This is a genomic window from Ensifer sp. 22521 (genome assembly GCF_052044795.1).
Lineage (GTDB): Bacteria > Pseudomonadota > Alphaproteobacteria > Rhizobiales > Rhizobiaceae > Ensifer.
In genome coordinates, this window is record NZ_JBQENM010000018.1 from 70,293 (window position 1) to 83,822 (window position 13,530).

Below are 13,530 nucleotides of genomic sequence, written 5' to 3' on the forward strand. Positions count from 1 at the left end.
AGCGTCCGGAATGGAGGAATGGTCATGGACATGTTTGGGAGCCTCGCTCCTTTTGCCGCGTTGCTGGTGCTCATCATTCTCGTCATCGCCTATTCGATCCGGATCCTGCGCGAATACGAGCGCGGAGTGGTCTTCACGCTCGGGCGGTTCACCGGCGTCAAGGGACCGGGGCTGATCTTGCTCGTCCCCTACGTGCAGCAGATGGTGCGGGTCGATCTCAGGACCCGGGTGCTGGATGTGCCGAGCCAGGACGTGATCTCCCATGACAACGTCTCGGTCCGGGTCAGCGCCGTGATCTATTTCCGGGTTATCGATGCGGAAAAGTCGACGATCCAGGTCGAGGATTTCATGATGGCGACCAGCCAGCTGGCGCAGACGACCCTGCGTTCCGTGCTTGGCAAACACGATCTCGACGAGATGTTGGCCGAGCGGGACCGGCTGAACGAAGACATCCAGAAGATCCTCGACAGCCAGACGGATGCCTGGGGTATCAAAGTGGCGACCGTGGAAATCAAACATGTCGACATCAACGAGAGCATGATCCGCGCAATTGCTCGCCAGGCCGAAGCCGAACGCGAGAGGCGTGCCAAGGTGATCAATGCCGAGGGCGAGCAACAGGCTGCCGCCAAGCTGCTCGAGGCTGCCGAGATCCTGTCCAAGCAGCCTGAAGCGATGCAACTGCGCTATCTGAGCACGCTCAACGTCCTTGCGGGCGAGAAGAATTCGACTGTCATCTTCCCGTTCCCCTTGGAGCTCGGCCGCCTGTTCGGGCTAAAGGCCGACAAGCCGCCCGGTCAAACGTGAGCACCGCTAAGGCGCTCAGGCTGCCGCCGTTTCAAGATTGGCGACCTTCATGAGGTCGTCGACTGCGCCGGGCGCAGCCGCCAAGACCGGAGACCAATGCGTCAAAGCCTCGCCGCACGTCGGGAAGGGCAATGTCCAGCCGCCGGCTTCGTTCACCAGGCAGTAGCCACCGAGGCAGTCCCAGGCATGCATATAGGGCTCGTAGTAACCGACGAGGCGACCGGCGGCGACATAGGCGATCATCAGCGCACCGGAGCCGTTGCGCATGAAGTTGCCGCCATTCGAAAGCAGGCGCTCGACGATGGCACCCATCTCGCCGGGTTTCACCTGATCGTTGGCGCCAAGCCCGGTGACGGCGTTGCGGATCGTGCGCGTGCCGTCGAGGCGAAGCGGCTTGCCGTTCAGCGTCGCGCCCCGGCCCGTTGCCGCTGCATAGACTTCCTGATGGCAGGGCGCGTGGATCACGCCGATGACGGGCTTCTCCGCATGCACGACGGCGATCGAGACGCACCAGTTCGGCATGCCGTTGACGAAGGGCGTGGTACCGTCGATCGGATCGAGCACCCAGGTAAAGCCGGATGTGCCGTCGAGAAGACCATGCTCCTCGCCAAGCACGCCATCATCCGGAAACGCGGCGGCGATCTTTTCGCGGATCAGGGTCTCGACGTTGCGATCGGCGATCGAGACGACGTCGTGAGCGTCGCGCTTGGTTTCGATGACAAGCGTTTCCCGCTTCAGGAAATAGTCGTAGGCGAGCCGACCGGCCTCCTCGGCCATAGATTTGGCAAGCGCGAACCGGGCGTCGAGGCCGGCAATTTCAGCAGTCATGCAAGTGTCCTTCTCGTATCCAGTTGTAAAAAAGTCATGCGTCAATCAAAGCGAGGCCGCGGTTGCGGAAACCGATGGCGACCTCCGTTGTCGGAGATAACATGTCCTCAACGGCCTGATCGATAACAAACAGGAGGCCGGTTGCCGTTTCGACCTCGTATTCGACATGGCCGCCGAGATAGGCAGCGCTGCTGATCGTGCCGGAAAGTGCTGCGCCCTTGGCCGGCGTCAGGGTCACCGCATTGGGACGCACTGCAAGCTTCGACGGCCCTGGCCGAGCGGTCTTCGAGGGCAGACGATGTTCGAGGCCGCCGATGCGGATCGTCGCCTGGCCAGCTTCGGCTGCGGTGACCTCGCAAGGCAGCACATTGGCCTCGCCCATGAAGTCGGCGATGAAGGTCGAGGCGGGCGTCTCGTAGAGATCGCGCGGCGCTCCTTCCTGCGCAATCGCACCATCCTTCATGACGATGATGCGGTCGGAAACGGCAAGCGCCTCGTCCTGGTCGTGGGTGACGTAGACGGCGGTGAAGCCCAGACGTTGCTGCAACTCGCGGATTTCCGTGCGAACCTTGCGGCGCAGCCGCGCATCGAGGTTCGACAGCGGCTCGTCCAGCAGCAGCACCTGCGGTTCGAGCACGAGGGCGCGGGCGACGGCAACGCGCTGCTGCTGTCCGCCGGATAACTCGGCGGGAAGCCGCTGGCCGAGGCCGCCCAGGCCGACGAGTTGCAGGCCATCTTCGGCGCGCTCGCGCGCCTCCTTCTTCTTGATGCCGGAGGACTCGAGGCCATAGGCGACGTTGTCGAGCGCCGACATGTGCGGGAAGAGCGCATAGGACTGGAAGACCATCGAGACGTCGCGCTCATTGGCCGGCAGCATGGTCACGTCCTTGCCGCCGATCAGGATCTTGCCGGCGGAGGGATGCTCGAGCCCGGCAAGCATGCGCAGCGTCGTCGTCTTGCCGCAGCCGGAAGGCCCAAGCAGGGTCACGAGCGTACCGGGCTCGATGGTGAGCGACAGGTTGTGGATGGCGGTGAAGGCACCGAACTGCTTGCGCACGTTCTGAAAGACGACAGAGCCGGTGCGCGGCGTGCTCATATGAGTGCTCAAGCGGTTTTCTCCTGGGAAAGGGTGGCGGAGGACGAACGGGCGGGCGCGGCACTGAGGACGCGGTTTTCGCGCCTCAGTTTGCGTTCGCCGACAAGCAGTTGCAGGCCGGTGATGACGGTGATCATCACCAGGATGAGGGCCGAGGAATAGGCGATCGCAACACCGAACTCGCCGTTCTCGACAAGGCCGACGATATAGGCGGTCGCCATGTTGTATTCGGCGCTGACGAGGAAGACGACGGCGCTGATCGAGGTGATCGCCCTGACGAAGGAATAGACGAGCGCCGCGACGATCGCCGGCCGTAGGAGCGGCAGGATGACCCTGCGTAAGGTGCGGAAGCTCGTCGCCCGAAGCGTCAGCGACGCCTCGTCGAGGCTCTTGTCGAGCTGGCTCATCGCTGCGATGCCGCCGCGCACGCCGACGGGCATGTTGCGGAAGACGAAGCAGGCGACGAGGATCAACGCCGTGCCGGTCATTTCGAGCGGCGGCAGATTGAAGGCGATGATGTAGCTGATGCCGATGACGGTGCCGGGAATGGCAAAGCTCAGCATCAGCGCGAACTCGAAGACATCACGGCCGGCGAAGCGCTGGCGCACGATGAGATAGGCGGTCAGCAGCCCGACGAGGGCGGTCAGGGGTGCTGCAATCAGCGAGATTTCCATAGTCGTCCAGAAGGAATTCCAGGCAACGCCTGTCCAGGCGATCGCGCCGTCGGCAACCGAGATCGAGAAGGCCTTGGCGTAGTGATCGAGGGTCAGCGAGTTGTCGAGGCCCCAGGTCTTCACGAAACCGCCGAAGAGGATCATGCCGTAGACGACGACTGTGAAGATCATCCACGGGATGACGACGGCGTGGACGCCGATCGACAGCGAGCGTGGAAGCGCGCTGTGGGCGCCGGAATCGCCCTTGCCGGTAACGGTCGAATAGTTCTTGCCCGCAAGCCAGTAACGCTGGGCAAGGAAGGCCGAGAGCGTGAAGCAGAGCAGGATGATCGCGAGTACCGCTGCGCGGGACGGATCGTTCTGGGCGCCGACGACGGCGAAGAAGATCTCGGTCGAAAGCACGCCGTGGCTGCCGCCGAGCACCAGCGGGTTGCCGAAATCGGCCATGCTTTCGATGAAGCCGATGAGAAAGGCGTTGGCAAGGCCGGGCTTCATCAGCGGCAGGGAGACGTTCCAGAAGGTGCGCCAGCGATCGGCGCGGAGCGTCTGCGACGCCTCTTCCATCGACGGGCTGACGCCCTCGACGACGCCGATCAGCACGAGGAAGGAGATCGGCGTGAAGGAGAGAACCTGGGCGATCCAGATGCCGGTAAGGCCGTAGAGCCAGCGGCCGGGCTCGATGCCGAAGGCATCGGACAGAAACTCGGTGACGACGCCGGCGCGGCCGAAGAGCAGCGTCAGCGCCAGGCCGATGACGAAGGGCGGGGTAATGATCGGCAGCACCGTCAGGAGCCGCATGCCCTTCTTGAAGGGAAAGCGCGTGCGGGTGGCCACAAGCGCGAAGGCAAGGCCAAGGAGCGTCGAGCCTGATGCGGTCATCAGCGCCAGCCACAGGGTGCGCCAGGCGACGCCGCAGCGGCCTTCGCCGATGACGCAGCTCAAGCTCCAGATCGAGCCGTCCTGGATGTTGCGAATGAAACCGTCAGGCTTGAACGAGCCGTCGAAATCCTGGAGGGAAGCTGCGAACATGCTGCCGACCGGATAGAAGACGAAGACGATGACCAGGGAAACGAGCAGCGAAATCGCCGCAACGATGAAGGCGTCGCCCTTGAGCACGCCACGCTCGGCAAGCCCGAAGGCAAAAAGGAGAATGAAGGCAAGGGCAGACAATACGGCGCCGGCGCCCATCGAAGGCTGACCGTCGGAAAGCGGTCCGAACAGGCTTTCGCTGATGGTCCAGGTCCAGCCTGTGAAGCCGATCGCCAGTCCTTGAAGGGCGAGATAGAGGACACCCGTTGCGCCGGCGACAGCAAGCAGAAGCCCGCGGCGCGCGGGATCGCTGACAAAACGCGCTGCCGCGCAGATGCCGAGCAGCACCAGTGTCACGGCCAGCCATGACCGGCCATGGGCGAAGATCTGCATCAGGCCGGGGGCCACGGCCGGATCCCCGGGGAAATCGGCAAGCCAGCCGAGCCCGAAGAAGCCACCTTCGATGCGATACCATGGGACCAGCAGGAAGGCTGCCAGTCCGAGCCCGAGGGTGAGGTCGAGCCTGCGGTTGCGATGTTCCATGATGGTCCTCGCGTGAATTGAGATGAAAATGGAATGCCGTTAGGGCGCCCGATCAGAGACCGGAGCCGACGAACTAACGTCTATGCCGGGGTGCCGGCCGGATCGCTTTTCCGGCCGGCCGATCCTGCGATCAGTTGGCGCTGGCGCCCACTTCGCGATCCCAGCGCTCGAGCAGCGCCTTGCGCTTTTCGGCGTCGCCGAAGGTGGCGAAGTCGTAGTCAATCAACTTGATGTCCTCGAACTTCGGCGCTTCCTTCGGCACTTCGGCCGACTTGTTGGACGGCAACTGGAAGGACTTGGCGTCCTTCATGCGCGACTGCACTTCGGGCTTCAGCGCCCAGTCGTACCAGGCCTTGGCGCTCTCCAGGTTCTTGGCACCGCGGATGATGGACATGGAGCCGATCTCGTAGCCGGTGCCTTCGCAGGGCGCGACCGACTTGATCGGGAAGCCTTCGGCGGTCTGGGCCACCGCGTCGTGCATGAAGACGATGCCGAGGCCGGCTTCGCCACGCGCCGCCGCCTTCACCGGTGCGGAACCCGACTTGGTGTATTGTGCGATATTGCCGTTGAGCTGCTTCAGATATTCGAAGGCCTGGTCTTCGCCCATGATCTGCACCAGCGAGGCAAGCGCAGTATAGGCGGTGCCGGACGAGTTCGGGTTCGCCATCTGGATCTCGCCCTTCAACGATGCGTCGAGCAGGTCGGCCCAGCACTTGGGTTCCTTCAGGCCCTTCTTCGAAAAGATCTCGGTGTTATAACCCCAGCCGAGCGCGCCGGCATAGACGCCAACCGTGCGGTACCCCGAGCCTTCAGCCTGCTTCTTTGCCCAATCCTGAAGCTGATCGAGCATCGGTGATTTGTATTCGAGTGTCAGGCCGTCGGAGGCGGCCTGCAGATGCGGGTCGCCGGTGCCGGCCCACCAGATATCGGTCTTCGGGTTTCGGGCTTCCGCGCGGATCTTGGCATAGGTCTCGCCCGAGGACAGGCGAACCATGTTGACCTTGATGCCGGTCTCCTTCTGGAAGTCGCCGGTCATCTGCTCGCAGATCACCACGTCTGCTGAGCAGATGAGGTTGAGGCTGCCGGCAGCCTGAGCCTGTAGCGCGGCGAGCGCCGTGCCGGTAAAGAGCATGAGGGAAAGGGTCATTGTTTTCATTGGGGCATCCTCCTGTTGCCTTGGTTTATGTGGGCGCGAACGAGACACGGCGTGGCCATCGGCCTGCCCGCCGGGCAGCACGTTCACGGTTTCGGATGTTTGCTGGAGCGAGATGAGGATAAGTCTGTGCGGTTTTCCGCTCGCACCTCGCTCAAGTTTATTCGGCCCGGTCAGTTCGTCGCTGTGATCTCCGCATCGAACCTTTTGAGCAGGCGACTTCGTTCTTCCGGCGAGCCGAAGGTGGCGAAGTCGTAGTCCACCATTTTGATCATCGAGATATCGGGTGCCGCGAGCGGCAGGTTCGAGCGCGCATTGGACGGCACCTGGTTCTGTCCGGAGGCAGCCCCCGTGCCCTGGCCCTCCGGGCTCAGCGCGAAATCAACGAAGCTTTTCGCCGCCTCCAGATGACGGGCACCCTTGACGATGCTGACGGCGCCGATTTCGTAGCCGGTGCCCTCGCAGGGCGCGACGATGACGAGCGGCGAGCCAGCCTGCTTCTGCGTGACCGCGTCGTGCATGAAGGAAATGCCGATCAGCGTTTCCCCGCGGGCGGCCGCTTTGACGGGGGCGGAGCCGGCGGTCGTGTATTGGTCGATGTTGCGATTGAGCGCTGCCAGGAAACGGAAGGCTTCGTCTTCGCCGAAAAGCTGCACCAGGGTTGCGAGCGTGGTGAAGGCGGTGCCGGAGGAATTCGGGTTGCCGCTGCGGATGCGGCCGCGATAGGCGTTGTCCGCAAGATCCTTCCAGCAGGTCGGTGCCGGCAGCTTCAGCGCCTGCAGCAGATCGGCATTGTAGGCAAAACCAAGCGCCCCGGCATAGATGCCCGCCGATCGGCCGCCGGAAATGGCGAAGAAGTTCTGAGCCCACGGCAGCATGTCGCGTTCGTGCGCCGGCTTGTAGGGTTCGAGCAGGTTTTCGGATCCAGCCTGCAGATGGGTGTCGCCTGTGCCGCCCCACCAGACATCGACGGTCGGCGCGTCTTTCTCGGCCCGCAGCTGGTTGAGGATGTCGCCGGTGCTCTTGCGGGTCATCGAGATTTCGAGGCCGGACTTCGTCTCGAACGCCGTCTTCATCGTCGCACACCACGCTTCGTCGACACCGCACAGCACGGTGAGCGCCGGCGCCGTCATGCCTGTTGTGGCGGTGCACAGCCACAGGGCCACGCACCCGCCGATAGCGGTGATGCTTCTCACGATGTCCTCCCATTTGGAACGCTGCCGTCCCAATCTCCGCAGTCAGGATGTCGGTATTCCCCGCCTGCCGCAATCGGAGAATGGTTACCGTTCTTACAGCGTTGGGCGCTCTCCGCCGTTTCAAAGTTACAAAGATTACAAATATGACAGATCACATAATGCGAGCTGCTTTGAACATTGGGACGGCCCCGCCTATGATGGGGGCGGGAGGACGTGCATGCTGAGTGAGAGGATACGGATTCTGATCGTCGAGGACGATCCGGACATGTCGGAGCTTATTTCCGATCTGGTGGAGGCAGAAGGTTGGCTGCCCCTGACCGCGCCGTCGGCGGAAGCAGCAGCTAATGTCCTGGCGCGCGAGGCGGTGCATCTCGTGCTTGTCGACCACAATTTGCCGGGCACTTCGGGCCGCACCTTTGCGCAAAGGCTGCGGGCCCGCACCAATATCGGCATCGTCATGGTGACGGCGGCAGGCAGTGCTGCGGACCGGGTGCTGGGTTTGGAGACGGCGGCGGATGACTACGTCGTCAAGCCGTTCGAGCCGATCGAGTTGACGGCGCGCATCAAGGCCGTTCTTCGTCGCACTAATCCCTCGCTCAAGCCGGAGCGGGAAAGCGAACGCGAGACCGAGCCGGCATCGATGAAGCTCGGCGACTGGTCGATCGATCTCAGGAGCCGCCGGGCGATTTGCCTGACCGATCCGTCGAGGTCGCTGACGAGTGCCGAGTTCGCGCTTCTCGAAATCCTCGCAGAGACGCCGAACATGCCGGTCGGCCGCGCGCAGATCCTCGACCGCCTCGGCGCCGAAAGCGACCGCTACATTGACCGCAACGTCGATGTGCTCGTGCTCCGGCTCCGGCGCAAGATCGAGCGCAATCCCGACCTGCCGCGCCATATCAAGACGAGACGCGGCAAGGGCTACGTGCTCGATACCGACGACGGCGAGCCGAAGTCGTGATCGTTCGCCCTTTTCTCTCGTCGATTGCCTTCCGGCTCCCGTTCGCTATCGCCTTCATCTGCGTGCTCGTCTTCGGCCTTGCGACGGTCGCAGTTTTTGGTCTGCAACGGGCGCGCGACGAGATGGCGGCCTACGGGCTGCAGGCGTTCACCAGCCTTGCCAAGGCCTCGCTCGTGTCGCGCCAGGTTTCCGATCTTGTGTCGAGCGCGCCGTTTCTGATGAACGCCACTTCGCCCTACCGGGTTTCGAGCGAAAGCCGCTCGGTGGTCGCGCAGGTCGATGCGCTGTTGCGCGCCATGGCGCCGCAGAACGGCGATGCGGCCGTCAAAGGTTTTGCCAACGGGCATATCGTCGAGCTTCTGGAAACCATCCGCACGCAGACGATGACGCTTGCCGGCGACGCGGAATCGGCGCAGCAGCATAAGGCCGAAGCGGCAGCCGCACTTGGCGAGATCGCGACCGGCAGCGGCATGGCCGATGCCGATTTCCGCCACCGCCTCAATGGGATCGTGCAATCGGCATCCAACTCCGACAGCCTGTTCCAGCTCGGCGAATTGCGTCGCCGCTATATTGCCGAAACGGTGCCGCGCCTTGAGCATGCGGCACCCGATATCCGGGTTTCCGCTACCGAACTCGCGCCTTATGAACGGGTCTTCGAAGCGCAGACCCAGTATCTGCTGGAGATGTTCGCCATTCGCGCGGCCGTTGCGCGATTGCACACCGTGTCGCGCGACCTCTCGCATGCGACGGAAACACAGAGCGAGGCGGTCGCCCGCGGCCTCAATGACGACCTCGTGTCGACCTCCAATGCTCTGAGCCGCCTGCTTGTTATCGTCGCCGTCGCGGCACTGCTCGTGCTTGTCATGGCGGTCTTCTCCATTCGCTCGGTCATGCGCGTCTCGCGTGGGATCGTGTCGCTATCCAATGGGATGAACGCACTTGCGGAGGGGCGCCGGGACGTCGATGCGCCGACATACAAGGGGACGGAAACGGAGCTCGTCCAGCTGCTCGAAGCCTTCAGTGCCTTTCGCGAAAGTGTCGCGCGTGTTTCGCGGCTCAGACGTACGGCCGAGGCCGCCGCGCGCACCATCCGCTCAACCTTTCGCAACATGAACGAAGGCATCGCGCTCTTCGATCCCGGCGGCAAACCGATCACGATGAACCGCCGCGTCATGGAACTCGTCGGCTGGCCGGGCTCGGCAAGGAAGCTGCCGCTGCGCAACTTCGTGAGCCCGATGCCCGAGATCGACCCGGCTCTGCTGCCCGCCGATCGCGACGCGGGCACGCTCGGCGACCGACTTGTGCTGCGGCATCGCTCCGACGCGGGCCGCGTGACAGAGGTCTCGCTGTCGCGGCAGCCGGATCGCGGCATTGTGCTCTTGGCCCGGGACGTGACCGACATGGACCGGCAGGAGGCCGAAGCGGCAAAGGCGCAGCGGCTGGACGGAATCATGCGCATGACGCATCAGGTGAGCCACGAAGTCGGCAACATGATCGGCATCATCACCGGCAGCTTGGGGTTGCTGGAACGGGATACCGGTTTCAACGATCGGCAGAAGCGTCACATCGCCCGCATTCGCAAGGCGGCCGATCGCGGGCGTTCGCTTGCCAGCAGCATGTTGTCCATTGGCAGCCAGCACCCGATCCAGCCGGGCGCGCTGGAGGTCGGTGCGGTGTTGCGTGGCATGGCGGACGTGCTGGAAATCGCCGTCGGTGAAAGATGCCGTCTCGCCTTCGAAATTGCCGACGGCCTGCCCAATGTGCATCTCGATGCCGCCCTCTTCGAGCAGGCGATCCTCAATCTCTGCCTCAATGCCGCTGCCGCGATGCCTCAGGGCGGGACGATCCTGATCCGTGCTGCGGGAGTGGAGACCGATGTCGTTGTGTCGGTCACCGACGATGGGATCGGGATGTCTCCGGAGGCCGTGGACAAGGCGTTCGAGCCCTATTTCACCACGCGTGACGAGGAGGGCGGTGCCGGTCTCGGTCTCGCCGTTGTCTACGGCTTCGTCCGACAAAGCGGCGGCGACGCCCGTATACTGTCCCAGCCGGGGAGGGGAACGAGCGTCGAGTTGGTCTTTCCGAGCTGAAACGGATGTAGAGCGTCGGCTGCGGATCTACGGATTTCGCCGCCGCCCGAGCCGTTGGACGGCGGCATCGATGCGCTCGCCATTGTCGGCGAAGACCGCCCAGAGCCACGTCATCAGCCACAGCATCAACAGCCAGGCGAGCACGACGTCGGAGAGGAAGTGAGCACCAAACACGATCCGGTTGAGCGAGAAGGCGAGGATCAGCGGGATGAGCGCGATGATCGCCAGGCGTCGCCACTGAAGGGGCAGAAGCAGCGCGAGCGCTATGAGGGCAATCGCCGTTGCGGATTCGCCGGATGCGAAGGAGCAACTGCGCGAACAGGCGCTGGAGACTTGCCAGGCGGGCGTGAAGGGCAGGGTGCCACCGAAGTCCGTGATGTCGTAGGGGCGGGCGCGGCCGATCAGCCGCTTCAGGGCCTGGACGAGCAGCCCGGGGCCAATGGCGTAGAAGGTGAGAAAGAACAGTGCCTTGTGCGGGCGCAGCAATCGGCGGCCCAGTGCAATCGCCTGCATCATCAACAGGGCCAGGACGCAGGGCAGAATGAAGAAGGGCAGGACGCGATTGAAGTCGCGAAGTGCCTTGAGCGCAGGCTCTCGGGAAAGCGGGAAATCACCTGCCGCGGACGCCGCCCAGCGCGAAACGACGAGATCGATATCGGGAAAGGCCATGAAGACGAAAGCCGCGCAAATGGCCAGTGCGCCAGCAACGGCGATTGGCTGATCTTCAACGCGGGCACGGGCTTGCCCAGCCCATTGACGTGGGCTCGCGCGCAACCATCGGATGCTGTTTGAAGATATTACTGTGGAGGGAAAGAGGCTGGACATGCCGGTCGCTCGCAGATTGTCGGGGTGTGCGGGCCGGACATTTGCTTTGCTCTGTCAAGGCTAAGTGGAGGATCATGGAGAGCTTGACGCGCCGAGCAGGGCGGTAGCTTTGCACATCTTTTGATTGAAATTTGGCGGAGCCATCTATCAATGTCCCTGAAGCCCCGATGCCGATTGTCAAGAAACGGCGGAGATTTGTCGGGGGCTCTATCCGGAAAGCCAGCTAAAGGACGGCAGTGCCGTGCGGGCGAATTGCAACTCGAATCTATTCATCCCATAAGCTGCGGATCACAACATCGGGCCAGGGAGTTGCTTTATGGTCGACAAGGGTCTCATCCTTTTGGCGGAGGACGAGCCGGAAATCGCGCAGATACTTGATGCCTATCTGGTGCGCGATGGTTTCCGGACGGTACGTGCCGCCGATGGCGAGACGGCGCTGACGCATCATGCGGTGCTGTCGCCCGACCTGGTATTGCTCGACGTGCGGATGCCGAAGCTCGACGGCTTCGAAGTCCTCGCCCGCCTGCGACGTGAGGGCAATACACCGGTCATCATGGTCACGGCGCTGGCCGAGGATCTCGACCGGCTGACCGGCCTGAGGCTCGGCGCCGACGACTATGTGGTCAAGCCGTTCAACCCGCAGGAGGTGGTAGCACGCGTCAATGCGGTTCTCCGGCGCACCCGAAACGGCGCCGGCGCGACGGTGCTTCGCTTCGAGAACGTGGAAGTCGATCTCGATGCCCATGTCGCCTTCGTCGAGAAGAGCGGCCGCCGCCACTCGGTGCCGCTGACGCTCAGCGAATTCCGCATCCTCGCCCACATGATCCGCCGCCCGACGCATGCCTTCGACCGCGCCGATATCCTCGACGCCTGCCTGCCGGACAGCGATGCGCTGGCCCGAACGGTCGATACCCATATCGCCAATCTCAGGCGCAAGCTCGAGGATCTGGGCGCCAGCGGTCTTTTCAGTGCCGTTCGCGGTGTCGGCTATCGCTTCGTGGAGCCAAGATGAAGATCAGCCTCTCGCGCTTGCCGCTTGGCATTCTCACGGCCCTGGTGACGATCGTCCTGCTCATCATCAGCGTGTTCATCATCTATGCCGGCGTCGACTACATGGAGCCGCGGCTGGAGGCGCGGCTCTTGGAGCGGATGCCGCCGGAAGCGGCTCAGGCCTATACCGATTTCAATTCCGGCAAGCTGCCGAGCCAGGAATCGCTGCAGAAACTGCTTTCGACAATGCCCGAACTCGAGGAGTGGGCAAACTGGGAGGTGGACAAAATCATCCTCGGCTTCGGGGCGACCGCGGTGACCTTTTGCGGTCTCGTCGGCTACTGGCTGGCGCGCAAGATCAGCCGGCCGCTCGAGGTGCTCGCCCAGGCGACGCAGAATCTCAGGGCGGGCGATTTCGCCGTGCGCGTCGGATCGATCCGCAAGGGTGCCAAGGAGGTGGCAACGCTCGTGAAGACCTTCGACGAACTGGCGGCCGAGCTCGAAAACATGGAAAGCCGACTGCGTTTCAACACGATGGCGGTCGCCCACGAGTTGCGCACGCCGTTGACGATCCTTCAGGGCAACCTTCAGGGCATGGCCGACGGCGTCTTTCCTCTCGAACAGGAAAGGATCCAGCAACTCTTGCTCCAGGTGGAGGGGCTTTCCGCCCTGGTCGAGGACTTGCGCACCCTTTCGCTCGCCGCCGGCCAGAAGCTGGTCACGCAACGTCAATCGGTCGATCTCGCTGCCGAGGCCTCCCAGGTTCTCGGCGCGTCCTGCACCTTGCTTGGCTCGGCCTGCATGTCGGTCGAGACGGCGCTGGAACCGGTCCGGGTCTCGGGAGATTCGCAACGCCTGCGCCAGGCTCTGCTGGCGCTGATCGAGAACGCCACGCGTTACGCAGCCAGTGGCGGGGTATTGCGGTGCGAGACGGGCCGACGCGGCGCTGACGAGGCCTTCATCCGGTTGCTGGATCGCGGTCCAGGACTGCCGGACGATGTCTCGACCCATTCGATCGATCTTTTCTGGCGCGGCGATGCCTCGCGGTCGCGGGCAACGGGAGGCACCGGTCTCGGTCTCTCCGTGGTGCAGGCGATCGCCAAGGCGCATGGCGGGCGGCTGGAATTCGCGTCCCGCGCCGGCGGTGGCGCCGTGATCACGATCGTCCTGCCGCGCGCCATCCTGGCCTAGGGCCCGGCGCCGGCAGTGCCGCTTCCTGGCGCCGAGCGCGGAGGGCGTCAGCTCCTCCGGACGTCTCGCCCGGCCCGCAGGTACCGCGCTCAATTGCCGACCACATCTCCGCAAATCCTTGACAGTCCACGGGCAAACCGAGGCTGGCCGAAT

Annotated in this window: 11 protein-coding genes; 5 read left to right on the plus strand and 6 right to left on the minus strand. The window is 63.6% G+C overall.

Annotated elements, in window-relative coordinates; all coding sequences use genetic code 11:
* The first annotated feature begins 24 nt into the window (after positions 1-24).
* A complete protein-coding gene (locus ACTJKE_RS24670; protein WP_058327300.1) occupies positions 25-804 on the plus strand; it encodes a slipin family protein in 780 nt (259 codons plus the stop codon).
* Between the two features lie 15 nt (positions 805-819).
* Here the strand turns inward: ACTJKE_RS24670 and ACTJKE_RS24675 are convergent, their stop codons facing one another.
* The 5 genes from ACTJKE_RS24675 to ACTJKE_RS24695 form a co-directional block, all read right to left on the minus strand.
* Positions 820-1,632 carry an inositol monophosphatase family protein gene (locus tag ACTJKE_RS24675; protein WP_058327299.1) on the minus strand — a complete coding sequence of 271 codons (813 nt, stop codon included), beginning with the start codon at positions 1,630-1,632 and terminating at the stop codon, positions 820-822.
* 34 nt (positions 1,633-1,666) lie between these two features.
* On the minus strand, positions 1,667-2,728 hold the full coding sequence (locus ACTJKE_RS24680) for an ABC transporter ATP-binding protein (protein ID WP_058327298.1): 1,062 nt from the start codon (positions 2,726-2,728) through the stop codon (positions 1,667-1,669).
* 8 nt (positions 2,729-2,736) lie between these two features.
* On the minus strand, positions 2,737-4,974 hold the full coding sequence (locus tag ACTJKE_RS24685) for an ABC transporter permease (RefSeq protein ID WP_058327297.1): 2,238 nt from the start codon (positions 4,972-4,974) through the stop codon (positions 2,737-2,739).
* A 130-nt stretch (positions 4,975-5,104) separates the two neighbouring features.
* Positions 5,105-6,130, minus strand: a complete 1,026-nt coding sequence (locus ACTJKE_RS24690; protein ID WP_058327296.1) for an ABC transporter substrate-binding protein — start codon at positions 6,128-6,130, stop codon at positions 5,105-5,107.
* A gap of 170 nt (positions 6,131-6,300) precedes the next feature.
* Entirely contained in the window at positions 6,301-7,293 is a 993-nt protein-coding gene (locus ACTJKE_RS24695; protein ID WP_058327295.1) for an ABC transporter substrate-binding protein, read from the minus strand.
* A 247-nt stretch (positions 7,294-7,540) separates the two neighbouring features.
* Between ACTJKE_RS24695 and ACTJKE_RS24700 the strand changes: the two genes are divergently transcribed.
* On the plus strand, positions 7,541-8,281 hold the full coding sequence (locus ACTJKE_RS24700; protein WP_058327294.1) for a response regulator: 741 nt from the start codon (positions 7,541-7,543) through the stop codon (positions 8,279-8,281).
* Positions 8,278-10,371 (plus strand): two-component system sensor histidine kinase NtrB, encoded by a 2,094-nt coding sequence (locus tag ACTJKE_RS24705; protein WP_058327293.1) that lies wholly within the window; start codon positions 8,278-8,280, stop codon positions 10,369-10,371. Before ACTJKE_RS24700 ends, ACTJKE_RS24705 begins: the two co-directional genes overlap by 4 nt.
* A gap of 27 nt (positions 10,372-10,398) precedes the next feature.
* Here the strand turns inward: ACTJKE_RS24705 and ACTJKE_RS24710 are convergent, their stop codons facing one another.
* On the minus strand, positions 10,399-11,040 hold the full coding sequence (locus tag ACTJKE_RS24710) for a phosphatase PAP2 family protein (RefSeq protein WP_058327292.1): 642 nt from the start codon (positions 11,038-11,040) through the stop codon (positions 10,399-10,401).
* A gap of 472 nt (positions 11,041-11,512) precedes the next feature.
* Between ACTJKE_RS24710 and ACTJKE_RS24715 the strand changes: the two genes are divergently transcribed.
* Together ACTJKE_RS24715 and ACTJKE_RS24720 are read left to right on the plus strand one after the other, a co-directional pair.
* Positions 11,513-12,208: a response regulator gene (locus tag ACTJKE_RS24715; protein ID WP_058327291.1), complete on the plus strand. Its 696-nt coding sequence runs from the start codon at positions 11,513-11,515 to the stop codon at positions 12,206-12,208.
* Positions 12,205-13,377, plus strand: a complete 1,173-nt coding sequence (locus ACTJKE_RS24720; protein WP_058327290.1) for an ATP-binding protein — start codon at positions 12,205-12,207, stop codon at positions 13,375-13,377. The genes ACTJKE_RS24715 and ACTJKE_RS24720 overlap by 4 nt, the downstream gene beginning before the upstream one ends.
* Positions 13,378-13,530 lie beyond the last annotated feature (153 nt).

Coding starts and splice junctions, on each gene's coding strand:
- ACTJKE_RS24670 (WP_058327300.1), top strand. CDS start 25: ATGGACATGTTTGGGAGCCTCGCTCCTTTTGCCGCGTTGCTGGTGCTC.
- ACTJKE_RS24680 (WP_058327298.1), bottom strand. CDS start 2,728: ATGAGCACGCCGCGCACCGGCTCTGTCGTCTTTCAGAACGTGCGCAAG.
- ACTJKE_RS24690 (WP_058327296.1), bottom strand. CDS start 6,130: ATGAAAACAATGACCCTTTCCCTCATGCTCTTTACCGGCACGGCGCTC.
- ACTJKE_RS24700 (WP_058327294.1), top strand. CDS start 7,541: ATGCTGAGTGAGAGGATACGGATTCTGATCGTCGAGGACGATCCGGAC.
- ACTJKE_RS24675 (WP_058327299.1), bottom strand. CDS start 1,632: ATGACTGCTGAAATTGCCGGCCTCGACGCCCGGTTCGCGCTTGCCAAA.
- ACTJKE_RS24715 (WP_058327291.1), top strand. CDS start 11,513: ATGGTCGACAAGGGTCTCATCCTTTTGGCGGAGGACGAGCCGGAAATC.
- ACTJKE_RS24685 (WP_058327297.1), bottom strand. CDS start 4,974: ATGGAACATCGCAACCGCAGGCTCGACCTCACCCTCGGGCTCGGACTG.
- ACTJKE_RS24710 (WP_058327292.1), bottom strand. CDS start 11,040: ATGGCCTTTCCCGATATCGATCTCGTCGTTTCGCGCTGGGCGGCGTCC.
- ACTJKE_RS24720 (WP_058327290.1), top strand. CDS start 12,205: ATGAAGATCAGCCTCTCGCGCTTGCCGCTTGGCATTCTCACGGCCCTG.